The organism is Gilliamella sp. CG25 (genome assembly GCF_046635705.1).
In the GTDB taxonomy this organism is placed as follows: domain Bacteria; phylum Pseudomonadota; class Gammaproteobacteria; order Enterobacterales; family Orbaceae; genus Gilliamella; species Gilliamella apicola_I.
On record NZ_JBIDFJ010000002.1, the window covers coordinates 23,568 to 46,770 of the forward strand.

The 23,203-nt window shown below is 30.2% G+C and carries 20 protein-coding genes and 1 pseudogene; 14 read left to right on the plus strand and 7 right to left on the minus strand.

Annotated elements, in window-relative coordinates; translation table 11 throughout:
• Positions 1–20: 20 nt before the first annotated feature.
• From ACGH6P_RS01640 to ACGH6P_RS01665, 6 genes are all read right to left on the minus strand, one after another.
• Entirely contained in the window at positions 21–3,821 is a 3,801-nt protein-coding gene (locus tag ACGH6P_RS01640) for a translocation/assembly module TamB domain-containing protein (RefSeq protein ID WP_411596557.1), read from the minus strand.
• Position 3,822: 1 nt separating this feature from the next.
• Positions 3,823–5,475 (minus strand): autotransporter assembly complex protein TamA, encoded by a 1,653-nt coding sequence (locus ACGH6P_RS01645; protein ID WP_411596558.1) that lies wholly within the window; start codon positions 5,473–5,475, stop codon positions 3,823–3,825.
• Between the two features lie 702 nt (positions 5,476–6,177).
• Positions 6,178–6,717: a hypoxanthine phosphoribosyltransferase gene (gene hpt, locus ACGH6P_RS01650; RefSeq protein WP_267350709.1), complete on the minus strand. Its 540-nt coding sequence runs from the start codon at positions 6,715–6,717 to the stop codon at positions 6,178–6,180.
• A gap of 114 nt (positions 6,718–6,831) precedes the next feature.
• Positions 6,832–7,338, minus strand: coding sequence for a tRNA adenosine(34) deaminase TadA (tadA, locus tag ACGH6P_RS01655; protein ID WP_267359635.1), 507 nt, complete (start codon positions 7,336–7,338; stop codon positions 6,832–6,834).
• A 9-nt stretch (positions 7,339–7,347) separates the two neighbouring features.
• On the minus strand, positions 7,348–8,169 hold the full coding sequence (gene dapB / locus ACGH6P_RS01660; RefSeq protein WP_267350711.1) for a 4-hydroxy-tetrahydrodipicolinate reductase: 822 nt from the start codon (positions 8,167–8,169) through the stop codon (positions 7,348–7,350).
• 283 nt (positions 8,170–8,452) lie between these two features.
• Entirely contained in the window at positions 8,453–9,064 is a 612-nt protein-coding gene (locus ACGH6P_RS01665) for an FKBP-type peptidyl-prolyl cis-trans isomerase (RefSeq protein WP_411596559.1), read from the minus strand.
• Positions 9,065–9,261: 197 nt separating this feature from the next.
• Here ACGH6P_RS01665 and bamE point away from each other — a divergent pair, with 197 nt between their 5' ends.
• A complete protein-coding gene (gene bamE, locus ACGH6P_RS01670; protein WP_065559463.1) occupies positions 9,262–9,678 on the plus strand; it encodes an outer membrane protein assembly factor BamE in 417 nt (138 codons plus the stop codon).
• A gap of 110 nt (positions 9,679–9,788) precedes the next feature.
• Here the strand turns inward: bamE and ACGH6P_RS01675 are convergent, their stop codons facing one another.
• Positions 9,789–10,169: a DUF5362 family protein gene (locus ACGH6P_RS01675; RefSeq protein ID WP_411590933.1), complete on the minus strand. Its 381-nt coding sequence runs from the start codon at positions 10,167–10,169 to the stop codon at positions 9,789–9,791.
• 352 nt (positions 10,170–10,521) lie between these two features.
• Here ACGH6P_RS01675 and ACGH6P_RS01680 point away from each other — a divergent pair, with 352 nt between their 5' ends.
• The 13 genes and pseudogenes from ACGH6P_RS01680 (at position 10,522) to dusA (ending at position 23,169) form a co-directional block, all read left to right on the plus strand.
• A complete protein-coding gene (locus ACGH6P_RS01680; RefSeq protein ID WP_267350716.1) occupies positions 10,522–10,854 on the plus strand; it encodes a hypothetical protein in 333 nt (110 codons plus the stop codon).
• A gap of 253 nt (positions 10,855–11,107) precedes the next feature.
• On the plus strand, positions 11,108–11,404 hold the full coding sequence (locus tag ACGH6P_RS01685) for a hypothetical protein (RefSeq protein ID WP_411596560.1): 297 nt from the start codon (positions 11,108–11,110) through the stop codon (positions 11,402–11,404).
• A gap of 591 nt (positions 11,405–11,995) precedes the next feature.
• Complete coding sequence (locus ACGH6P_RS01690; RefSeq protein WP_267350720.1) at positions 11,996–12,391, plus strand: hypothetical protein; 396 nt, start codon at positions 11,996–11,998, stop codon at positions 12,389–12,391.
• A gap of 1,232 nt (positions 12,392–13,623) precedes the next feature.
• Positions 13,624–14,028 (plus strand): hypothetical protein, encoded by a 405-nt coding sequence (locus ACGH6P_RS01695; RefSeq protein ID WP_267350721.1) that lies wholly within the window; start codon positions 13,624–13,626, stop codon positions 14,026–14,028.
• A gap of 423 nt (positions 14,029–14,451) precedes the next feature.
• The gene (locus tag ACGH6P_RS01700) at positions 14,452–14,817 is read left to right on the plus strand and encodes a hypothetical protein (protein ID WP_411596561.1); all 366 of its coding nucleotides are present in this window, start codon (positions 14,452–14,454) and stop codon (positions 14,815–14,817) included.
• Positions 14,818–16,088: 1,271 nt separating this feature from the next.
• Entirely contained in the window at positions 16,089–16,394 is a 306-nt protein-coding gene (locus ACGH6P_RS01705) for a hypothetical protein (RefSeq protein ID WP_267350724.1), read from the plus strand.
• Between the two features lie 386 nt (positions 16,395–16,780).
• On the plus strand, positions 16,781–17,092 hold the full coding sequence (locus ACGH6P_RS01710) for a hypothetical protein (RefSeq protein ID WP_411596562.1): 312 nt from the start codon (positions 16,781–16,783) through the stop codon (positions 17,090–17,092).
• A 640-nt stretch (positions 17,093–17,732) separates the two neighbouring features.
• Positions 17,733–18,065: a hypothetical protein gene (locus tag ACGH6P_RS01715; protein ID WP_267350728.1), complete on the plus strand. Its 333-nt coding sequence runs from the start codon at positions 17,733–17,735 to the stop codon at positions 18,063–18,065.
• Between the two features lie 399 nt (positions 18,066–18,464).
• Positions 18,465–18,848: pseudogene (locus ACGH6P_RS01720) on the plus strand (tRNA-dihydrouridine synthase); the annotation flags it as partial.
• A 625-nt stretch (positions 18,849–19,473) separates the two neighbouring features.
• Positions 19,474–19,764, plus strand: a complete 291-nt coding sequence (locus ACGH6P_RS01725; protein ID WP_267350730.1) for a hypothetical protein — start codon at positions 19,474–19,476, stop codon at positions 19,762–19,764.
• A 498-nt stretch (positions 19,765–20,262) separates the two neighbouring features.
• Positions 20,263–20,673 (plus strand): hypothetical protein, encoded by a 411-nt coding sequence (locus tag ACGH6P_RS01730; protein WP_065558183.1) that lies wholly within the window; start codon positions 20,263–20,265, stop codon positions 20,671–20,673.
• A 670-nt stretch (positions 20,674–21,343) separates the two neighbouring features.
• Positions 21,344–21,799 carry a hypothetical protein gene (locus ACGH6P_RS01735; RefSeq protein WP_267350733.1) on the plus strand — a complete coding sequence of 152 codons (456 nt, stop codon included), beginning with the start codon at positions 21,344–21,346 and terminating at the stop codon, positions 21,797–21,799.
• Between the two features lie 407 nt (positions 21,800–22,206).
• Positions 22,207–23,169, plus strand: a complete 963-nt coding sequence (gene dusA, locus ACGH6P_RS01740) for a tRNA dihydrouridine(20/20a) synthase DusA (protein WP_411596563.1) — start codon at positions 22,207–22,209, stop codon at positions 23,167–23,169.
• Positions 23,170–23,203 lie beyond the last annotated feature (34 nt).

Sequence of the window (23,203 nt, forward strand, 5' to 3'; positions counted from 1 at the left end):
TCAATTATCCTAATAAGTGATTAAAATTCAAATTGGTAGATAAAATCTAACGTTTGTGCAAGTCCAGATGTTGCTTCTAAATAGAGTCTTGGCATCAATCGGTATCGTAAAGTAAATGTCGCCAGTGAATCAAAAATACCTACTCCATATTTCAGTTGTAAGTTAGGCAAAATATACCCACTAACAACTACTTTAGAGTTATTACCGGCTCCTTGCGTGTCTAAAGAAAGATTTTTTATTCCAAAGACATTACCAATATCACCAATATATTTACCTGTTTTTGCCGTACCGATACCAACGAGTAGGGCGGTCATCATATCATTATCGCTTTGGTCGGTGCTTTCAAGTCCTTGACCTCGTATTAGATAAGATAATGCTTCTTGCTGGGACATAGCAGGATCTGAAAATATTTCAATTTTGGGCTCTTCCGAAGATCCTGTTACACGAATACCCGCTGTAATACTACTGTTATCAATTGAGTCTGGATTACGAATAGCTTCAATATCTAACTTAGCTTGGTCAGTAGGGCCCGAAAAAGTGATAATACCTTTACGGATAACTAAATCTTGACCATAAGCGTGAAATCTTCCTGTTGGAATCAAAACTTGCCCATGCAGATCTAAGCCTTTGTTGGTTTGTGCTGCAAGGAGATTGCCTTTCAGTGATGCGTTTAACCCAAAAGCATCGACAGTCACATGTTCACCAATATCAATTTCAATATGGCTACTGATTTTTATGCCAAGTTTTTGTTTTTCGATTACTTGATAATTTTTATCTAACATAACTTCGTCAGGCGATACATCAACACTGGATGCCGGTAACGATTCGACGGTAATCTTACCTTTAGGGATACTGACTTTTCCGGAAAGAATTATCTCATCTTGGGTCGCATCAATTCTAATATTGGGGATAATACTTAACACAACCATTGGAGGTACGGTAACTTCCATTGCTGCACCCGTGACAGAAAGATCCGCTTGCCATTTATCAAATGTATCCCAATTGGCGTGACCGTTAATATCAATATTACCAGACTTGGTGGTTAAAACTCCTTTTAAGTTGGAGGATTTACCATTGAAATTAAGATCTACCTTTGCTGATTTCAAATCAATTGGTAATTGACTGGATTTTATTTCACTGTGTTTTAAATCAATATTACCTGTTAAATAAGGATCCATTAAAGACCCGGAAAAATTAACGTTGCCATTTATCGAGCCTTTAGCAAAATCATCTTTATCTAATAAGGGATTGATTATTGCTAAGGCAAGATGATCAATGTTTAATTTTCCATTTAATTTCTTTTGTTGAGTGGGATCGATAATAGTTAAATCACCGCTCATTTTACCTAATTGTTTTAAGCTAAATAACCAATCAAACTTTGCTTGTTGTTGATTAAATTCAGCATTAATAGTAAATATTTCAAATGGAATAGATAATGATTGGGATGTGATCATCTGTTGAATATAAACTTCATTCCCTTTGATATTGGCCTTGATATTCGGCATTTCACTATTTGCATTAAATTTTATATAAGCTTTACCATTTATCAAGCCAGCTAGTTTTGTTTCACCATCGTTTGGAATAGGAAGTTTTGCCAGATCAATATCTTTTAACGTGATACTTGTATTACTGTTAGCTGTTGGAGATAGTGCTTGATCTAAACAAATACTTGACCCTTGGTTTGACCAACAATGCGTGCCTATAGTGGACACTTGATGAGTAACATCATAAGATAAAGGTAATGTTTTAACCAATTGCCAATGATTTTTATCACCTAAATTTAACACAGCGTGGGATAAATCCCCCGTCCATTTTGTTCGATCAGGATCTAATTTTCCATTGAGTGATGTTGTAAATGAGGCTGGTGTTCCTGTAAGATTGATATCTAAAACATGATGACTTTCATTACCTTTAAGCTCAATATTGGCATTTTTTATGCTTTGATTAGGAAGTTCTATATCGTGTCCTATGAGTTTTAAATGTCCACTAATTTGTTTTTTATATTCTATTTTTCCGGAAAGTTGGGCTGATGATATTGACATATTCATCAAACTTAATTGGTGAATATTGATATCGGTATCCACGTTTGGTTCATTAAAGCTGCCATTCATTTTCAACGTGCCGACAATTGAACCTTGTAAGTCATCAGCCAATAATGATAAAGAGGATAACTCTAACTTAGCACTTAAATTTTCTTTATCTGAAGCGCCATTGATATTGATATGATTTTTTCCCCAATCCATAACAAAATTATTCGCACTGATTGATTGATGAGAATTAATTTGAATACTGCCATTAGTTGAAAAATCAGCGTGATTAATATTACCTTTTAATTGGATTTCGGAAAGATTCAATTGCCATTTATCACCTTCTAACTGACCATTGGTTTTAAGTTGACCATTTAATCGTATAGGATAGTTTGGTAAATCTTTGCTGGTATCAACATCAGTAAATTTAACTTTTGCATCCCAGTGTAAGGCTTTTTGCCAGTCGAAATTACCTGAAACATTGATTTCCCCTTGTGGTAGTTTCACTATTCCATGATCGAATATGGCTGATTGATTCGTTCCCTTGCCTATAACATCAAACGACGTATCGGGCAGATCGTCACCTTTAAATTTACCTTTAGCTGATAAGTCATACTGTTGGACGTTACCCCCTATTGAAAGATTAAAATTATTAACTTGATACTGCGCTTGTCCTTCAATTGGCCATTGAATGTGTTTACCCTTTAAGTCGGTCATCACCGGTAAATATTTTTCGATAAAATTGATTTTTGCATTAATTTTTGCTGAATTCAGTCCTTCAAGTACCGTATTTGTCGTCAATTCACCTAACAATTTACCTGAAAATTGGCTATGTAATTGATTACTGGTTGTTTTTAATTGAATAAATGCCAAAATAGGCCAATCATTGCCTAATGTAATATCTCCTGAAACAAAAGCATGTCCATTAGCATAAGGAGTTATCGCATCTGTATTCACCTGTTGAACGATAATATGATTATCGATGATATTAGTTTGAATAGTCACATTGTTAAATCGATAATCTTCTCCGCCAATATGTAAAAGCCAATTGTTACCCGTTAAGCGTCCGACATTGATATCGAGAGGAATAGTAACTTGGGGTAATGATTCGATTAACGGCTGATTGAATAATTGATTTATCTTTTCATTTAGAGGCAAATCATTCTGAACTGAATCTGTTGTTGATTTTACTTGTGGGTGATCAGCAAAAATAGCACTTAAATCCTGTGCTTCAGCAGGAAATACATAAATTTTTTCGTTTACCCAAGTCGCCTTACCCGTAAAATAAGACAGACCAAATTGCATATCATCAATATCAACTTTCACATCTGATACATGTGCCGTTTTCAGCTCGATTGGTAATGGGGTTTTCAAAATAACCCGTTTGTCTGGTATTGGCTTATTGGGGTCAGTAATAATCTGATCGGTGTTCAGTTTTACTTTAATACCCTTTGATTCAAACTGTTCGATACAGATTTTAGTTTCAAGCAAACATAACCCAGATAATTTTAACGATGCATTATCAACCTGAACATCAATACCCGGTAGTTGCAATGAAAGACCATTCACCTGTAAATCGCTTAATGTCCCTTCCACTTGTTCAATTTTCAATTCGGGTAGGGCTTTACCTAAGACATAAGTGGTCAACTTAACGCCTAAACTGGTATAAAGCAGTAAGATAATAAACACGACCAAAAACACGAAAATAGATAATACTACAATACTACGCTTTTTCCATTTTCGTATTCTTTTAATTTTTTTTAATTTTTTTTCTCTAATGGGATTTTTAGCCATATTATAATTCGGATCCTAAACCAATATATAGGTGAACTGAACCAGAGTCTCTTCGCGTTAACGGAGTTGCTAAATCGAATTTTATTGGTCCAACCGGAGAAGCCCAACGCACACCAATACCACTTCCTGTATAAAATTTAGTTTTATCGACTTTATCAATTGCTTCACCTGAATCAATAAAAACAGCACCCCACCAAGCACCTGTTAAATTAAATTGGTATTCAACTGAACCTGTGATGAGCTTTGACGCACCTTTTAATTTACCATTTTTATCTTTAGGCGAAATAGATTGGTAACTATAACCTCGTATACTACGGTCACCCCCTGCAAAGAATCGAAATGAAGGCGGAACACGATCAAAATTATTTGCCTGAATTATGCCGAAATTGCCCCGAAAAATAAATCGATGACTATCAAACAAGGATCGAATCCAAGTTTGTTGCGTTTGAAAACGAATAAGATTGAGATCGGATCCTAAAGAATTTGTAGCTGCCTCAACAGAATAGCGTTGTGAATCTCCCCACATTGGCATAAGATTGCCATCGCTACGAATTCGTGAAAGACTAATAGAAGGGTAGTACAAAAGGGTATTAAAACTTGAGTCACCTTGCGTAAAGTCATCATGTAAAAGATTTAAACCTAGCGCGCTTTGCCACCCTTCAAAATTGTCCCAATATCGAACCACACCAAAGGTATAGGAACGTGATTTAGTATCGTTATTGTCAATTTTTTTATAACCACCTTGAACAGTGTAGTATTGTTCAAGGGGAGATTTTTTGAGTGGGATCTTATAGCTCATTGTAATGGATTGTTCGGGTGAAGAAAGTGATAAATTACTTTGTAAACTTTGTCCACGACTGTTAATCCACGGTTTATTCCAAGTTATTTTGCCATATACGCCATTGTCGGTTGAGTATCCAAGCCCTAAATCCATGCTATTTTTTTTTCGGGGAGAGGTGACAACATTGATTGGTAGTGATTTGTCTGCTGTAACATTTGGAAAATCAGGAACAACAACAATTGAACTAAACCAATTTGTAGAAGTTAATCGACGATTAAGAATGGAAAGTTTTTCGGCACTATAAGGTTCACCTTCTTTAAACGGTATAATATTTTTAAGATAATCATCTCTAATTTTGGTATTAGAAAATTTAACTTGACTGAATTTATAGCGCTGCCCGGTATTAAAATCGATATTCCAAAAAGCTTGATGATGATCCATGGACACCGCTAATTGGTGTTGCGTCATATTGGCATCAAAATAGCCTTTTTCTAACGCGAGATTTTTCAAACTTTTCTTGAAAGACTCATAAATGCCATGATTTAAAATATCACCCGTTTTAGGTAGGTTTTTTTCGAGTAAATGTTGGTAATCATTATCATGCTGGCCTTCACCTTCAATAATCACATTTAATTGTTCAATTTTAATCGGTTCACCAGCTGAAATCGTTACCGCTAATACTCTTGGATTTTGAGTGTTATATTGAAACACAGGAGCGTAATAACCCAAAGCTCGGAGCGCTTTTTTAACCTCGCTTTCAAAATACCGTTTAAAATTAGGCGTATTATCGACTTTGTCTGGGGTAATTAATGAAACACGAGCATCGACATTGTCAGCAAGTTCACCCGATAAACCTTTAATCGATAACTTCATATCAGCATAGCTTGATGTTGATATGATTGTAAACATTAAAAGTAAACAAAACCTAAAGTAAAATTGTGACACAAAGACCTCGAAGAAGTTTAAGTTAAAAAACGATCAATTGTTAATTTCTGGGCTAATCATGAACGTAAATTTAACATATTTAATATTTCATCGTCTATGATAAGCTAACTAAATCAGTTTTGATATCATCTTTTGTAAGGATCAATGTCTAATATTATTAATATTGAGTTTTAACATTTTAAGTTTAAGATTGTAAAGGTAACCCATTGATCTTTGGGAAAAACCTTTTATAAGCAAATAAAATATTATAAATTACTATAAGCATTTAGTTTATTCTAAAGTGGGACTAAGATTTCTACTATTTCATTAATGTATAATATCAATGAAGCAAAGTAGGGACTAATTAATGGTATATTTACTTAATTTATGCAGATACCTTAAGTTAACATTATTAAAATGTAAAAAAATATTTAGCTGTTTTGATATAGGATCGATTGATAGACATCGATCCTTTTTTGTTTCAGAAATTTTAAAAAGGTTATTGATTGCGCTATAATGCAGTACTATAACTTTAAATGATTATGCAAACTACGATTTATTAACATTTGTTCAGTTTAATACTAAGGGCTTTTAATTAAGTCGTATCACAGATTTATTCTATTAATGACTAAATTTTCGACCAACATTTATTTAGGCTTCTAGCAGTGTAACCTGACCGATATAAGGTAAATGGCGATAATGTTGAGCATAATCAATTCCATAACCAACGACAAATTCATCAGGAATTGAAAAACCAATGTATTTTACTGGTACAGCCACTTCCCGACGTGATGGCTTATCTAAAAGCGTACAAATTTCGATACTACGAGGATGACGTAATTTTAAAATTGCCATGACTTTACTTAACGTATTACCAGTATCAATAATATCTTCAACAATTAGCACATCTTTATCACGAATATCTTCATCCAAATCTTTCAATATTTTGACATCTCGATTACTGACAACGGCATTACCATAACTTGATGCGGTCATAAAATCAACTTCATGCCCTACAGTAATAGCACGGCTTAAATCCGCCATAAAAATAAATGAACCACGTAGCAGACCGACTAAAATAAGTTCATTTTGGCTGTGTTTATAATCTTGACTAATTTGTTGCCCTAGTTCTTTGATACGTTTTTGAATATCATCCGTTGATATCATCATTTCTAAAGTGTGTTTCTTCATTACTAATACTCAAAAAATAAAATTTAAATTAGATTCTAACAATTTTCATAGATAAAAAGAATAACAAAGCTTATTTTAATCTGCTTAGCATAACATTTGATAACCCTATACTATTCATAGTATGTTCTTATCTATCATCTTGTTAGCATCGATCTTGGCTGCTCTTTTTTCTAAGCGACGTTTTTTGAAAAATTGACTGAGTAGCAAGCTGCACTCATCAGCTAATACGCCACCTTGCACTTGTGCAATGTGATTAATGCCTTGATAAGCTAGAATATTAATAAACGAGCCGGCAGCCCCTGTTTTATAATCGCTTGCTCCAAATACTACTCGTTTTATTCGACTATGTATAATGGCACCAGCACACATCATACACGGTTCAAGTGTGACAAAAAGGGTCGTATTAATTAAACGGTAATTATTGATACACTTACCAGCTTGCTCGATAGCAAGCATTTCAGCGTGAGCAGTTGGATTATGGGTAAGTATTGATTGGTTAAAACCTTCTCCAATGACTTGACTGTTTTCATCGATAATTACCGCTCCTACCGGAATTTCACCTAAGGATTCAGCACGTTTGGCAAGCGTTAATGCATATTGCATCCAATATTCATCTGACATTGCAATTATTTATAGATTATTCAAATTTAATACGTCTCGCATGTCATAAAGTCCGACAGGCTGTTTTGCAAGCCATAATGCAGCACGGACGGCGCCATTTGCAAATGTCATCCGACTAGACGCCTTATGACTTATTTCCACACGTTCGCCAATATCGGCAAAAATTGCCGTATGTTCGCCAACAATATCACCCGCTCGAATAGTTGAAAAACCAATTGCTCCTTTGGGTCTTTCACCTGTATGACCTTCACGACAATAAATCGCACGATCGTTCAAATTGAATTTTAAAGCTTCAGCTATCGATTCACCCATCGCAAGTGCAGTACCCGATGGGGCATCGACTTTATAACGATGATGAGCTTCAATAATTTCAATATCCGTATAATCTCCCATGATTTTTGCCGCTTTTTCAAGTAATTTAAGCACCAAATTTACACCTACACTAAAATTGGCAGCAAAAACAATAGCGATATTTTTTGCCGCATCCGTAATGGCTTGCTTGCCTGTAGAATCAAAACCAGTGGTTCCTATAATCATCATTTTTTTATGTTCAACACAAAAATTCAAATGGGCAAGCGTACCTTCAGGTCGGGTAAAATCAATTAACAAATCAAATTGATCTTTGGCGAGTTCTAAATTATCTGTAATAGTGACACCACAAATGCCTATTCCAGCAAGTTCACCTGCATCGCTTCCAATGAGGGAAGAACCTTGTCTTTCAAATGCCGCACCTAAAGTTACTCCTTCGATTTGTGCAACAGATTGAATTAATTGACGTCCCATTTTTCCACCTGCGCCAGCAATAGCGATACGGATGAGGTTAGTTGACATAAAATTTTCCTTACCTATTTTCAAAATATTATCAAATATTATATCGGAAAACAAAAGACTTATACACCGTGCAAAATTAAAATGCTGTAATATAAGTGATGTATCGTAATTCTTTAAATGAACAATTTTATCTGTTGTTCTTGGTACATCGGAAAGGATGGTATTATTGGTGCTGATTTCTATTTTAATCGTCGTTAACTTTTAAACATTATTGTTATTGGCAAGTTATTTAGAGCCTATAGTTAGATTATAAAAAAAGGACGCTTAAATGCGTCCATTAGATTTATAAAACTTTCAATAATTCGACATCAAAAATTAATGTACTGTAGGATGGAATTGAGCCTCCTGCACCTTGTGCTCCATAAGCAAGTTCTTGAGGAATATACAATCTCCATTTTGAACCTTCAGGCATTAGCTGTAAAGCTTCAACCCAACCTTGAATAACGCCATTAACAGGAAACTCAGCTGGTTGTCCACGTTGTACAGAACTGTCAAAAATCGTACCATCAATTAATTGTCCCGTATAATGAACTTGAACACGGTCTGTTGATTTAGGTAAGGAACCTGTACCTTCGGTAATGACTTCATATTGCAAGCCGGATTCAGTTGATTTAATTCCATCTTTTTTAATATTTTCTGCTAAAAAATCTTTACCTGCTTGAGCAATTTTTTCAGCTTGTTTTGCTTTCTCTTGAGTGGCTTTTTCATGCATATGACGAAGCGCATCATGCAGTTCTTGTAATGGTAGAACAGGTTGATTATTTGCTAGAACGTCTTGCATAGCTAATTTTAATGCATCAAGATCTAGACCATTCAAACCTGACTCCTTTAATTGTTGTCCAATTTGTAATCCAATAGCATAACTCGCTTTTTGATCTATGGTTTCTAATTTCATTTTTTACCTTTTGTTTGTCGTTTATAAACAGTATTCGAGACCCATTAAGTTTGTGATCAACAGAATAAATATTAATTAATAAAATAGAATAACGCTTTTTTTATAAAATGCATAAAGAATTTATTAATTTGGCTAGCACTTAGTGCAAATATCAGCGATAATACACTTTATTATAATTTCAATATGGATTAAGTTAAATGCAGTTTCGTAAATTTACCTCGCTTGCAATTGTGGCTAGTATATTATTAACTGGTTGTTCAGTGGTAGACCGTTGGGTATATAGACCTGATATCAATCAAGGTAATTATGTAACACAAGATGCAATTGATTTATTGAAAGTTGGTCAAACAAAAGATCAGGTTATTTTTATAATGGGTTCACCTATGTTAACGTCGGTATTTGGTGATAACGTTTGGTATTATGTTTTTCGTCAACAACCACAACATAATGGTATAAGCCAAATTACTTATTCTATTTATTTTAACGAAATGGGCATAGTGACTGACATTAAAAACTCAACGCTTGATGGTTCCAAAACACTACAAGAAATGAATAAACAAATCATTTCTGATCCTATCGATGTAATTTCTGACAACAACGAAGATATAGAATAAAACTCATTCCAAAGTTGTTTTTCCCAAAAAATAAAAACCTCATTAATTAACGAGGTTTTTATTGTTATCTTTTATATTTAAAGCCTAAATTTAGGAACGATAACTCATTGTTAATGATATTGATTATTCATTACACTAAAAATGTATAAAAAGATAAATATAAAGTAAATAACCATCATTACAATAGAACAGATAAAAACAATAAGATTGAATTTCCAATAACCATGTAAATTTTGAATAGCATAAATAATATCTTCTTCTCGTCCAAGAGTCGCTGTTTGATTAAATCCTTTTCCCGATTGAAACAGTTTGACCCCAGCTATAATTAACGGAACACCTACTATTGCTGTAATAATACCTAAACAAGTTAAAGAGCCACTAATGATTCCTAAAACCCCAAAAATTTGCTGCATCGTTCCCACAAATCTTAATTGTTTAAATAACAATTGGTTCATACTAAATGATATTATCTTATTTTCAGTTGTATTCATTTCTTTCCACTTTCTTCATTTATAGTTTGTATTTAAAAAGGAGCATAGAATATCAGTTTTATCATAGATGTCTAGGCGTTTTTCATCATAAATTACAAGGTTTAATTACTATTCATAATTGCGATAATATTTAAGATTTTTACATTTTAATCTTTATGTTTTGAGAGGCAAAATTAGGGAAAATACTTTTATATATAAAGAGTATTTAAATAATCACAATAAATAGTGTTTAAAGTTACTATAAAAAATTTATGCGTTAAAGTGAGTGATTAGTATTGACCTTTTGTAGGTTATCGTTATAATATAAATCGTCATTTCTTTAGTTTTGAAATGATACGAACATAGCGTTACTATGCAATTAAAAAAAATTTTTATTATGAAAAACGAACTTAAAAATTTTAAGTTAAAAGACCTAGGATGTGTCGCAGGATCATGTCTGTCAGGTCTCGAAATCAAAGTACTAGGCTATCGAGATCCTGAGACTAATTGTGAGTGTTATGGATTATTAGCTGAGTATTATGGTTTACCAATTCCTGGAACGCAAGTCTCAATTAGCGAAGAGACTTATAATGAAATTACCAGTAATTGTGACGACGACGAATCTGGATATGTTTTTACTAAAACTGCCCAAATTTGTAGATTGAATAAGCACGCAAAATTTGATATTCGTCCTTATAATTCATGATTTCATCCAATGAACCCCAGTTATTAATAACTGGGGTTTTTTATTGTATAATCAGAATGATAGTTCTAATAAGATTATGCTTAAATATTACAGGCTTTCTTAAATTAGTTATTTTTATAAATGATATTGACTTAATTCGATTATCTATATAATATAATCAGCAGTTAATTTTTAAAATTAACTAACTACAAAAGTATAATTTACCTATGCCTTAATGAATTTAAAACATAGTTTAATTCAAAAACTTTTAACGATGGCAAAAAAGTTCAAAACCAATGTTCATGAATTCAGAATCGGGTATATTCCTGGTTCAATTTTTAAAAACTTACAAATTCTAGTTTTTCGAGGTAAAACTTCCGAAAAAGGAGTGTACTTCAAATTGTGTGTTTATGTCGATGGAATGCGCATTAAACAAACAGAAACGATTATAACTGAACAAGTTTATCGGCAGAATTTTCAAAGTCATTTTGATTCTTCTATCCTGTTTTATAATGCGATGAAGTTGGTTGGATTCGACAAATTAGTGTTTGGAAGTTTAACAACGAATTAAATTTTAATTTAATTCAACCCCCCAGTTATTTATGTAACTGGGGTTTTGTTGCTTGATATCATCAAAAATTATTTAAATTGTCAATTATATTTTATTATTTAATCCAATACTAACTTAACTTAAAAATTATCTACAAGTTTTACGCAATTCACACCATTGCTCTTTTCAATAAAAAGTTATTTTTTTACTGAAAACCTCTGATAACTTAGTATCAAATCGGGCTAATAAACTAGCTAACAAAACCAGCACTAATGTTAATGACGTTTTGGCAGTAAGATAAATTAACCAAATAAAGGTATGATTAAGTATCGATCAATAAACTATGGAAGTTATATAAATAGTCATTACAAGATAAACAAAACAAAAAATGGCAAATTCTATCAAATCTTCTATTTTAATTTATTAAACAAAATTAGCATTCCCATAATTTTTATAACTGACAGTGGCGTTAGCGTTGCCTACTGTCTACATAAAACAGTTTTTGAGAAATAAATAATTTGAATTATATGAATTATCGGTATAATATAAATTCTGAGTTTTGTTAACTCCCATGTGAGGTGCACATATTAAACAAAAATAAAAATTTAAGAAATGAATGATTTACTATTTAAAGGCTTCTTATATGAAAGTCGTACAGGTGAAATCTCAGTAGCAGTTTATACAGATATAAATTCTACTTGTTATCGTATAGCCATAATAGGCTCGAAATCAGAACAAAGAGGTGAAAGCATTTTTGCCGACTATACTAAAGAAGAGTATGAGAAATTTATTTTATCTGTATGTCGGAAAAACAAACGATTATTAAAAGCTTATAAAGCTTATGGTTGTACATTAGAAATCGATGAAATTAATAAGCTTATCCGAAAAATGGAAAAAAGGGCTGAATTAAAAAGATTGATAGTGAGGTTCTCGATTATTGCTTTTAATGTTATTTGGATTTTATTGATAATTTTGTTATTGGGACTATTTTTTTCTTATATCTTTTAATTGTTCTAAACAGACCCCGGTAATTCAACTGGGGTTTTTTATTATAGTAAGCATGAATGATTTCAAGTGAGAAACATTTAACAAAATGTCACTTATATCAATCCAAACTAGTTAAGCGTAATCGAAAAAAATACTTTTCAAAAAAAGTGAATGATTATTCGACCGATTGAAAATAATGTTCAATCAAGACATATTTATTTAGTAGAAAGCAGGAATATTGTGATTTTCGTTATCAACTTTATGAGCTTTCTTAATTGATAATTTTTAAGGATGTTATTGACTTAAGTAGATTATCAATATAATATAAAAAAGTTAATTATTAAAATTAACTGACTACAAAAGTATAATTTAACTATGCCTTAATGATTTTAAAATTTTTAAATAATAAAAAAAATTAAATCATGCAAAAAAGAAAAAGAAGAAGTACAAAAAGAACAGTTCGCGAAATCGGAATGCTTTCGTGTTCAATGTTCCAAGCGGTGACAATCTCAGTTAATCGAATTGAAGAAGACAATCAATACTCGTTGATCCTTTGTAAGGATAGACAGCCCATTGAAAGAACGAAGGTTATTATAAGTGAACAAGTTTTTAAAGAAAATTTCGATAATTATGATGATCGATATACAAGGGTTGTTAAAACATTTAAGTTGTTTCCTTCTAATTCTGTTAAGATTGCCATCTATACAGAAATATCTTCTAGACTCAAAAAATTAAATTAGTTTAATTTTATCTAACCCCAATTTATTAATTTAGATTGGGGTTTTATTGTTTGATGTAAGTAGACATTGACATCAAATTATCAAAATTGCCAATCATATTGTATCTAATTAATCTAAAACAAACTTGATTTAAAACAGAATTTTATATACAAATTTTACGCAATTCACACCATTGCTCTTTCAATAAAAAAGCTATTTAATTACTGAAAACCTCTGATAACTTAATATCAAATCGAGGTGATAACCCGCTAACATCAAACGTAATAACATTGATGACGTTTTGGCTGAAAGATAAATTAATCAAGTTAAAATGTGATTAAGTATTGAATAAACTATTCGATGAACAAATAATGATGATAGTAGAATTGATTAAAATACATTAGGGATAAAAAAATATTGAAATTTATGATTATCGGTATAGTATAAAAACAGGTTGCTTTAATTCACAGTATTGAATTAAATACTACCTACTGGTGAGGTAATTCACAAAATTTAATTAATTAAAATCTTATTATGATGTTTAAAATTAACGGATTTCTATCCGAAAACAGTGAAAATGGAATATCGATAGCAATATTGATGAATCCAGATCGTTCGATGGTCAAATTAGTGGCAATGCGAAATGACGAAAAAATTGAAGGTACAACTGAAGTTGAATTAACTTCAGCGCGTTTTGATGAACTGATAGCTGATTATCCTGACATATCAAAACGTTTGTATCATGTCTTTGACATGTGTAAAGTGGACAAGGATTTATTATCACCAAGTGTAATTGTTCGAACAATAGCTAGGACTGATTCAAAATCTAAGAAATATTTACTAAGTAAGGGAGATCGTTTACATTTCGAATTTATGCTGATAATTGCTTTAGTTATGGCTTTGTTTTATTTGTTAGGTAAATGGCTTCATATTTTTTAGATAGAATTTCCTTTATCTGTCAAAAGTTTTTTAAGATCATCTTGAATTTAATTAATTGATCTAAATAAACCTCAGTTATTTAACTGGGGTTTTTTTATTACATTATTAAAACAAAAGTCTTGTTGAGGTCATACTTAGAATAAATTAAAGAGTAAATATGTGATCTAAAGCAATATTAAGGTAACTTAAGAATATTTCAAATCTAGTTTGTTTTAATGCTAATAGATGTTAATTAAAGGTTATGATTAATTGTTATTATTTGCAAATGAAAATGTATTTAGAATTTGTGTGTTATTATCAAAAAATCTTATTATAAGTTAAGAAAAATTGAAATATTTTTGTTATCGGTATAATATAACTATTGAGTTTCTTTTAACTCCCAGGTGTGGTACACACATTTTAAATCAATTAAAAAATTAAAAAATGAAACATTATGATTTTAAAGGCTATTTGCTCCTAGATAGTCAAGATGAAATGTCATTAGGAATTTTTGCAAATGCAGATCTTACTATTTATCGCATAGTTTTAATGCGTGGAAATGAAATTGTTGAAGATTCACTTATTTTAGAAATGCCTAAAAAGCTTTATGAAGAGATTTTTTGTAAGGATCTTAATATTGCATGTAATATTTTTCATCAGTTCTATTTTTGTAGATTTGTGGTACATGTCAATTCTTCAAATTCAGAAAAAAAGGGGATAAAGCCGTTTTTATCGTCTTTACTTAATGGATTGAAAAGAGGTATGTTATTAATTATAGATACTTTTAAAAGAAAAAATAAGAATTTATAAAAGAATCTACAAAAAGAGATTTAAATTTCAAACACGAATTTGAACAATGTTGCGAACAAAAAATGGCTTCAGAGCAATCACTTTTACGTTATTACTAGTGATGATTCTGATTATCATGATGGCTACCTTAGTTTATTTGGCTTCTAAATCGTGTTAATTTATTTTTAATACTTTTTATTGACCCAAAAGAACCCCAGTTATCTAACTGGGGTTTTTATTATATAAAGCATGGTGAGTTTGAGAAAGGAACATTAAACAAAATATTCCATATACCCATCGAAAGTAGTTAGTAACGATCCCTAAAAATACCTTTCAAAAAAGTAAATAATGATATAAACAAATAAAATGATATTTAATAAAGATATATCTATATTTATAGAAAGTAATAATATTATGAATTGGACTAACAATATTATAGACTTATTCAATTCATAATTTTTAATCTTTTTATTGATTTAAGTCGATTATCTATATAATATTAAATAGAATTAATTTTAAAAAAATTAATTTACTACAAAAGTATAATTTACCTATACCTTAATGAATTTAAATTAATAATTAATTTTAATTACAAATTTATGAATCAAAAAACAAACAACGACAAGAAATTAATCGAATTCGGATATATTCCTTGTCTAAATTTGCCAGAAAGAATTGACATCTTCATTTATGAAATCGAAGAAACTGAGATGTACTTATTGGTACTTCGTATTAATGGAAATCCCATTAAAGCAACAGTAACGATAATAAGTCAACAAGTCTTTAATGACCATTTATCTGGTATTTCAGGTCTTGAATTGTTTGATGAAACAGTGAAGTTGTGTAATGTCTTTACATGCATAATAGTCTTTCTTAAAAAGTTATATTATGTTTAAAAATTAAATTTTAATTTTAATTTAATTCACCCCCCAGTTGTCGATCTAACTGGGGTTTTTATTGCTTGACTTAAGTAAAAGTCGTCATGGAATAATTTAAATAGTCTATTATAAAATATCTCATCAATCCATAGCTATCTTGATTTAAAACTGAAGAATTATTTAAAAGTTTATGAAACTCACAACTCCCTTATTAATAGAGAGCAAAATATTATAAATTCAAATCTCAATATTATAGGCTTTATTAACTAATAACTTTTATAAGTGTTATTGACCTAATTTGATAATCTATATAGTATAGAATAGAATTAACTTTTAAAATTAATTTGCTACAAAAGTATAATTTATCTATACCTTAATGAATTTAAATTATTGTTAAATTTTAATATTAAACTCATGAAAAAAAGAAGTGACGGCAAGAAATTAACCGAATTAGGTTATATTTCCTGTCCAAATTTGAAAGAAAGAATTGACATCTTCGTTTATCGAATTGAAGAAATTAAGAAGTTCTTATTGGTACTTCGTATTGATGGAAAAACAGTTAAATCAACAGAAACTACGATAAGTGAACAAGTCTTTATTGACAATCTAGCGGGTGATTTTACTCTTGAAACCTTGTTTGTTAACGCTGTGGGATTGTGTAATATCAATGCACGCATGATACTCTTTCTTATAAAACTTTCTTCTGTTCTCAAAAATTAAATTTTTAATTTATTTTACCCCTCAGTTATTGATCTAACTGGGGTTTTTATTGCATGATATAAACGAAAATCGTCATGAAATAGTTAAAATAATCAATTATAAAGCATTTAATCAATCCAGAGTCATCTTGATTTAAAACTAAAGAATTATTTAAAAGTTTATGAAACTCACAACTTCCTTATTAATAGAGAGCAAAATATTATGAATTCAGATATCAATATTATAGACTTTCACAATTAATCACTTTTAGGAATGTAATTGACTTAATCCGATTATCTATATAATCTAATCTAGAATTAATTTTTAAAATTAATTTACTACAAAAGTATAATTTACCTATGCCTTAATGAATTTAAAAATTTTATTAACTAAAAAATAATTAAATCATGAAAAAAAGATTTAGACGTATGCCTAGAGGAAAACCTGAGTACGGTTGTTTTTCTAGTGAAGAGGTAAAAGGATGTGAAATCTTAGTTTATAGTTATTTCCCTGACTTAGAATACTCATTGGTTCTTCGCTTTGATGAAGATATCATTGTTAGTGAAACTGAAACTTTTATAAGTGAAAGTAGTTATTCTGATAATTTCAAAGATTATTTTGATTCTTATACAAAGTTTCATATTGCATTGAAGTTGATGAAATTAGATTTAAATAAGATTCGTGATTTACATCAAACATGGTCTCAATCCAAAAAATAAATTAAATTTTTAATTTATTTTACCCCCCAGTTATTGATTTAACTGGGGTTTTTATTGAATGATATAAGTGTTCATTGTCTTGAAATTATCAAAATTATCAATCATATTGCATCTAATTAACCCAAAGTTACCTAGATATAAAAAATAAAATTATCTACAAATTTTACGCAATTCACTTCACTCCTCTTTCAATAAAAAAGTTATTTGATTAGCTGAATAACTATGACTAATTAAAATCAATTGAGATGATAACTGGGTAATACAGTTAATATTAACACTGATGGTGTTTTGATAAAAAGCTAAATTGATTCAATATAGTTTAATAAACTAACTAAAGAGATAAAAAATTATTACTGTAGAATTAAGTAAAATACATTATGGAAAAAATATTGAAATTTAACGATTATCGGTTTAATATAGAAACAGGTTAGCCTAACTCACAATGTTGAGTTAATAGCTACCTACTGGTGAAGTAATTCACATAATTAATTAGTTAATTAATCAATATTTTTACATTATGTCATATAATAAAATTATCGGATTCTTATTCGAAAACAGTGAAAACGGAGTATCAATAGCAATATTGATGGATCTTGATCGTTCAATTGTTACATTACTACCAATGCGAAACGGCGAACGAATGGCAGGAACTAGCGAACTTGAATTAAGTTTAAAGCATTTTGATAAACTGATTGATGATTATCCTGATCTAGAGAAACGTAAGTGGTATGTCTATCTCTTATGTGGAGTGGGTTACGTTAATTTATATCCTGAAATATTTGATCAAATCAAAAATGAAATTAGTTCAAATTCTAATGATCATCTACGGACTCAAATTAAATTCGTAGATAAGCTTGCAAATACTTTGGCGTTTATTATCCTAATAGGATTAGTGTGTATTGCTGTTTATCTTATAGGCAAATTCGCACTTGCTGTATTAGTGTATATTTTTGACCATTTGAAATTTGATTAATCTAATCAAATAAACCTCAGTTATTTAACTGGGGTTTATTGTTAAAGTTTGTTCTTTCATAAATAGTTATCATTATTGCGCAACAAATTAAAATTCTATAGCAAATAAAGACTACGATGAATAAATAGATTGCTCGTATAAATATGATACTTTTAATAAATTTATGACTTTTAATAAGTAATCTTTTAAAGATTTAACAAACCTATTGATTTAATTAAATAATATAATTTTATAAATTAAAATCCAATATAACAAGATAAATAACAACTTAAATTATGCACTTTTTGTTGATACTCTTCTGAATTAAACACAAACCCCTAACATCATTGTATACTATGTTTTATGATAGAATATATGTTAAGTTCATAACTTAATTACCGCTTTAAATTTGGTACATTAATGAAATCAACACTAAATAAATTTTCTGTAGCGTCCATGCTCGATTGGACCGATAAACATTGTCGGTATTTTCATCGGATATTGACCAAACAAACTTTACTGTATACCGAAATGGTAACAACAGGAGCAATCTTATTTGGTAAAGGGAATTACCTTGATTTTAATGTCGATGAACATCCTATTGCTTTACAACTTGGTGGAAGTGATCCCATCGCATTAGCACAGTGCGCTAAATTAGCTCAACATCATGGTTATGATGAGGTAAATCTTAATGTTGGCTGCCCTTCAGATCGCGTTCAAAATGGGATGTTTGGTGCGTGCTTAATGGGAAATGCTGATTTAGTGGCTAAATGTGTTGCGTCAATGCCAGAAAGAATTGACATCTTCATTTATGAAATCGAAGAAACTGAGATGTACTTATTGGTACTTCGTATTAATGCAAATCCCATTAAAGCAACAGTAACTATAATAAGTCAACAAGTCTTTAATGACCATTTATCTGGTATTTCAAGTCTTGAATTGTTTGATAAAACAGTGAAGTTGTGTAATGTCTTTACACGCATAATAGTCTTTCTTAAAAAGTTATATTATGTTTAAAAATTAAATTTTAATTTAATTCCCCCCAGTTGTCGATCTAACTGGGGTTTTTATTGCTTGACTTAAGTAAAAGTCGTCATGGAATAATTTAAATAGTCTATTATAAAATATCTCATCAATCCAAAGCTATCTTGATTTAAAACTAAAGAATTATTTAAAAGTTTATGAAACTCACAACTTCCTTATTAATAGAGAGCAAAAATATTATGAATTCAGATATCAATATTATAGACTTTCACAATTAATCACTTTTAGGAATGTAATTGACATAATCCGATTATCTATATAATCTAATCTAGAATTAATTTTTAAAATTAATTTACTACAAAAGTATAATTTACCTATGCCTTAATGAATTTAAAAATTTTATTAACTAAAAAATATTTAAATCATGAAAAAAAGATTTAGACGTATGCCTAGAGGAAAATTTAATTATGGTTGTTTTTCTAGTGAAGAGGTAAAAGGATGTGAAATCTTAGTTTATACTTATTTCCCTTACTTAGAATACTCATTGGTTCTTCGCTTTGATGAAGATATCATTGTTAGTGAAACTGAAACTTTTATAAGTAAAAGTGATTATTTTGATAATTTCAAAGATTATTTTGATTCTTATACGAAGTTTCATATTGCATTGAAGTTGATGAAATTAGATTTAAATAAGATTCGCGATTTACATCAAACATGGTCTCAATCCAAAAAATAAATTAAATTTTTAATTTATTTTACCCCCCAGTTATTGATTTAACTGGGGTTTTTATTGAATGATATAAGGGTTCATTGCCTTGAAATTATCAATCATATTGCATCTAATTAACCCAAAGTTACCTTGATATAAAACTAAAATTATCTACAAATTTTACACAATTCATTTCACTCCACTTTCAATAAAAAAGCTATTTTATTAGCTGAAAACCTATGACTAATTAAAATCAATTGGGATGATAACTGGCTAATTCAGTTAATATTAACGCTGATTGCGTTTTGATTGAAAGCTAAATTGATTCAATATAGTTTAATAAACTAACTGAAGAAATAAAAAAATGATTACTGTAGAATTGAGTAAAAAACCTTAGGTATTAAAAAATATTGAAATTTCAGAATTATTGGTTTAGTATAAAAGTAGGTTAGTCTAATTCACAATGTTGAGTTATATAACTACCTACTGGTGAAGTATTCACAAATTTAATTAATTTATTCCATTATGTCAAATTTTGTAATAATCGGATTTTTATCCGAACAAGAAGAAGAGGGAGTATCAATAGCAATATTGATGGAACCTGATCGTTCGATTGTTAAATTAGTAGCAATGCGAAACGGCAAGAAAATTGAAGGTACTATTGAAGTTAAATTAACCTCAAAGGATTTTGATAGACTGTTATATGATTATCCAGATCCAACAGAGCGTAAGTATTATGTCTATGGCTTGTGTAAAGTAAATAAAAATGTATTATATCCTAATACGTTTCGTACTGTACCGAGAAATCATAGAACGCTAGAACATGTATTTATACATATACTCTTCCTTATTTGTATATCTGGAATTCTGGCTTGTTTACTCTTTGGTTTAGGTAAATTTGTTCTATATATAGTAGAATTATTTTCTTGGCCATAGTTTTGGAATTTTATTAATTCAACAAAATAAACCTCAGTTATTTAACTGAGGTTTATTATTAAAGTTTGGTCTTTCATGAATAGTTATCATTATTGCGCAACAAATTAAAATTCTATAGCAAATAAAGACTACGATGAATAAATAGGTTACTCGTATAAATATGATACTTTTAATAACTTTAAGACTTTTAACAGGTAATCTTTTAAAGATTTAACAAAACTATTGAATTAATTAAATAACATATCTTTATAAATTATCAATCATATTGCATCTAATTAACCCAAAGTTACCTTGATATAAAACTAAAATTATCTACAAATTTTACGCAATTCATTTCACTCCTCTTTCAATAAAAAAGCTATTTAATTAGCTGGAAATCTATGATTAATTAAAATCAATTGGGATGATAACTGGGTAATACAGTTAATATTAACGCTGATGGTGTTTTGATAAAAAGCTAAATTGATTCAATATAGTTTAATAAACTAACTAAAGAGATAAAAAAATTATTACTGTAGAATTGAGTAAAACAGTTTGGGGGATTAAAAAAATATTGAAATTTAACGATTATCGGTCTAACATAAAAACAGGTTAGTCTAATTCACAATGATGAATTATATAACTACCTACTGGTGAAGTAATTCACATGCCTAATTAAAAAAATTGCATTATGTCAGATTGTAAAATCATCGGATTTTTATCCGAAAACAGTGAAAGGGGAGTATCAATAGCAATATTGATGGATCCTGATCGTTCAATTGTTAAATTAGTAGCAATGCGAAACGGCGAACAAATTGAAGGTACCATTGGAGTTGAATTAACTTCAAAGCGTTTTGATAGACTGATAGATGATTATCCTGATCTAAAGAAACGTAAGTATCATGTCTATGGCATGTGTAAAGTGGATTACAATGTATTATATTCTGATACATCTGATGAAACCACAAATGAAATTAGTTCAAATTCTAATGATCATCTACGGATTGAAAATAAAATCGTCGATGCACTTGCAACTACTTTGGCGTTTCTTTTCATAATAGGATTAGTGTGTATTTCTGTTTATCTTATAGGCAAATTCGCACTTGCTGTATTAGTGTACATTTTTGACCATTTGAAATTTGATTAATCTAACCAAATAAACCTCAGTTATTTAACTGGGGTTTATTGTTATAGTTTGTTCTTTCATAAATAGTTATCATTATTGCGCAACAAATTAAAATTCTACAGCAAATAAAGACTACGATGAATAGATAGGTTACTCGTATAAATATGATACTTTTAATAACTTTAAGACTTTTAACAAGTAATCTTTTAAAGATTTAACAAAACTATTGAATTAATTAAATAATATATCTTTATAAATTAAAATCCAATATAACAAGATAAAAAACAAGTTAAATTATGTACTTTTTATTGATACACTTCTAAATTAAACACAAAACCCTAACATCATTGTATTCTATGTTTTATGATAGAATATATGTTTAGTTATTTGCTTCATAATTTAATTACCGCTTTAAATCTGGTACATAAATGAAATCAACAAACAATAAATTTTCTGTAGCGCCCATGCTCGATTGGACCGATAAACATTGTCGGTATTTTCATCGGATATTGACCAAACAAACTTTACTGTATACCGAAATGGTAACAACAGGAGCAATCTTATTTGGTAAAGGGAATTACCTTGATTTTAACGTCGATGAACATCCTATTGCTTTACAACTTGGCGGAAGTGATCCCAATGCATTAGCACAGTGCGCTAAATTAGCTCAAAATCATGGTTATGATGAAGTAAATCTTAATGTTGGCTGCCCTTCAGATCGCGTTCAAAATGGGATGTTTGGTGCGTGCTTAATGGGAAATGCTGATTTAGTGGCTAAATGTATTGAGTCCATGCAAGAACAAATTGATATCCCCGTAACGGTTAAAACACGAATCGGGATCGATGATCTAGATAGCTACGCTTTTTTATGCCAATTTATTGAAACAGTTCTACCTTATACTAACACGTTTATTGTACATGCACGTAAAGCATGGTTATCCGGACTTAGCCCTAAAGAAAATCGTGAAGTTCCACCACTTGACTATGAACGAGTTTATCAACTCAAACGAGATTACCCTAACTTAACTATAGCCATCAATGGTGGTGTTAAAACGATCGACGAAATAAAACACCATTTAAATTATGTTGATGGCGTCATGGTGGGACGAGAAGCCTATCAGAATCCCATGTTATTAGCACAAATTGACTCCCAAATCTTTGGCTTAGATACGCAACCCATAGATCCAATAGCGGCAATACGATGTCTTTATCCTTATATCGAACAACAACTTTTACAAGGTGCTCAACTTAATCACATTATGCGTCATACATTGGGTATTTTTAATGGACAAAAAGGTGCAAAACAATGGCGACGCTATCTTAGCGAAAATGCACATAAAAAAGGGGCAGGGATTGAAGTTATCGAACATGCTTTAAACTTTATTCAGTAACATTGCCAGCGTCATCCTGTTGTTATGGTTGTTT

Coding starts and splice junctions, on each gene's coding strand:
- ACGH6P_RS01640 (WP_411596557.1), bottom strand. CDS start 3,821: ATGGCTAAAAATCCCATTAGAGAAAAAAAATTAAAAAAAATTAAAAGA.
- ACGH6P_RS01645 (WP_411596558.1), bottom strand. CDS start 5,475: ATGAAGTTATCGATTAAAGGTTTATCGGGTGAACTTGCTGACAATGTC.
- hpt (WP_267350709.1), bottom strand. CDS start 6,717: ATGAAGAAACACACTTTAGAAATGATGATATCAACGGATGATATTCAA.
- tadA (WP_267359635.1), bottom strand. CDS start 7,338: ATGTCAGATGAATATTGGATGCAATATGCATTAACGCTTGCCAAACGT.
- dapB (WP_267350711.1), bottom strand. CDS start 8,169: ATGTCAACTAACCTCATCCGTATCGCTATTGCTGGCGCAGGTGGAAAA.
- ACGH6P_RS01665 (WP_411596559.1), bottom strand. CDS start 9,064: ATGAAATTAGAAACCATAGATCAAAAAGCGAGTTATGCTATTGGATTA.
- bamE (WP_065559463.1), top strand. CDS start 9,262: ATGCAGTTTCGTAAATTTACCTCGCTTGCAATTGTGGCTAGTATATTA.
- ACGH6P_RS01675 (WP_411590933.1), bottom strand. CDS start 10,169: ATGAATACAACTGAAAATAAGATAATATCATTTAGTATGAACCAATTG.
- ACGH6P_RS01680 (WP_267350716.1), top strand. CDS start 10,522: ATGCAATTAAAAAAAATTTTTATTATGAAAAACGAACTTAAAAATTTT.
- ACGH6P_RS01685 (WP_411596560.1), top strand. CDS start 11,108: ATGGCAAAAAAGTTCAAAACCAATGTTCATGAATTCAGAATCGGGTAT.
- ACGH6P_RS01690 (WP_267350720.1), top strand. CDS start 11,996: ATGAATGATTTACTATTTAAAGGCTTCTTATATGAAAGTCGTACAGGT.
- ACGH6P_RS01695 (WP_267350721.1), top strand. CDS start 13,624: ATGATGTTTAAAATTAACGGATTTCTATCCGAAAACAGTGAAAATGGA.
- ACGH6P_RS01700 (WP_411596561.1), top strand. CDS start 14,452: ATGAAACATTATGATTTTAAAGGCTATTTGCTCCTAGATAGTCAAGAT.
- ACGH6P_RS01705 (WP_267350724.1), top strand. CDS start 16,089: ATGAAAAAAAGAAGTGACGGCAAGAAATTAACCGAATTAGGTTATATT.
- ACGH6P_RS01710 (WP_411596562.1), top strand. CDS start 16,781: ATGAAAAAAAGATTTAGACGTATGCCTAGAGGAAAACCTGAGTACGGT.
- ACGH6P_RS01715 (WP_267350728.1), top strand. CDS start 17,733: ATGGCAGGAACTAGCGAACTTGAATTAAGTTTAAAGCATTTTGATAAA.
- ACGH6P_RS01725 (WP_267350730.1), top strand. CDS start 19,474: ATGCCTAGAGGAAAATTTAATTATGGTTGTTTTTCTAGTGAAGAGGTA.
- ACGH6P_RS01730 (WP_065558183.1), top strand. CDS start 20,263: ATGTCAAATTTTGTAATAATCGGATTTTTATCCGAACAAGAAGAAGAG.
- ACGH6P_RS01735 (WP_267350733.1), top strand. CDS start 21,344: ATGTCAGATTGTAAAATCATCGGATTTTTATCCGAAAACAGTGAAAGG.
- dusA (WP_411596563.1), top strand. CDS start 22,207: ATGAAATCAACAAACAATAAATTTTCTGTAGCGCCCATGCTCGATTGG.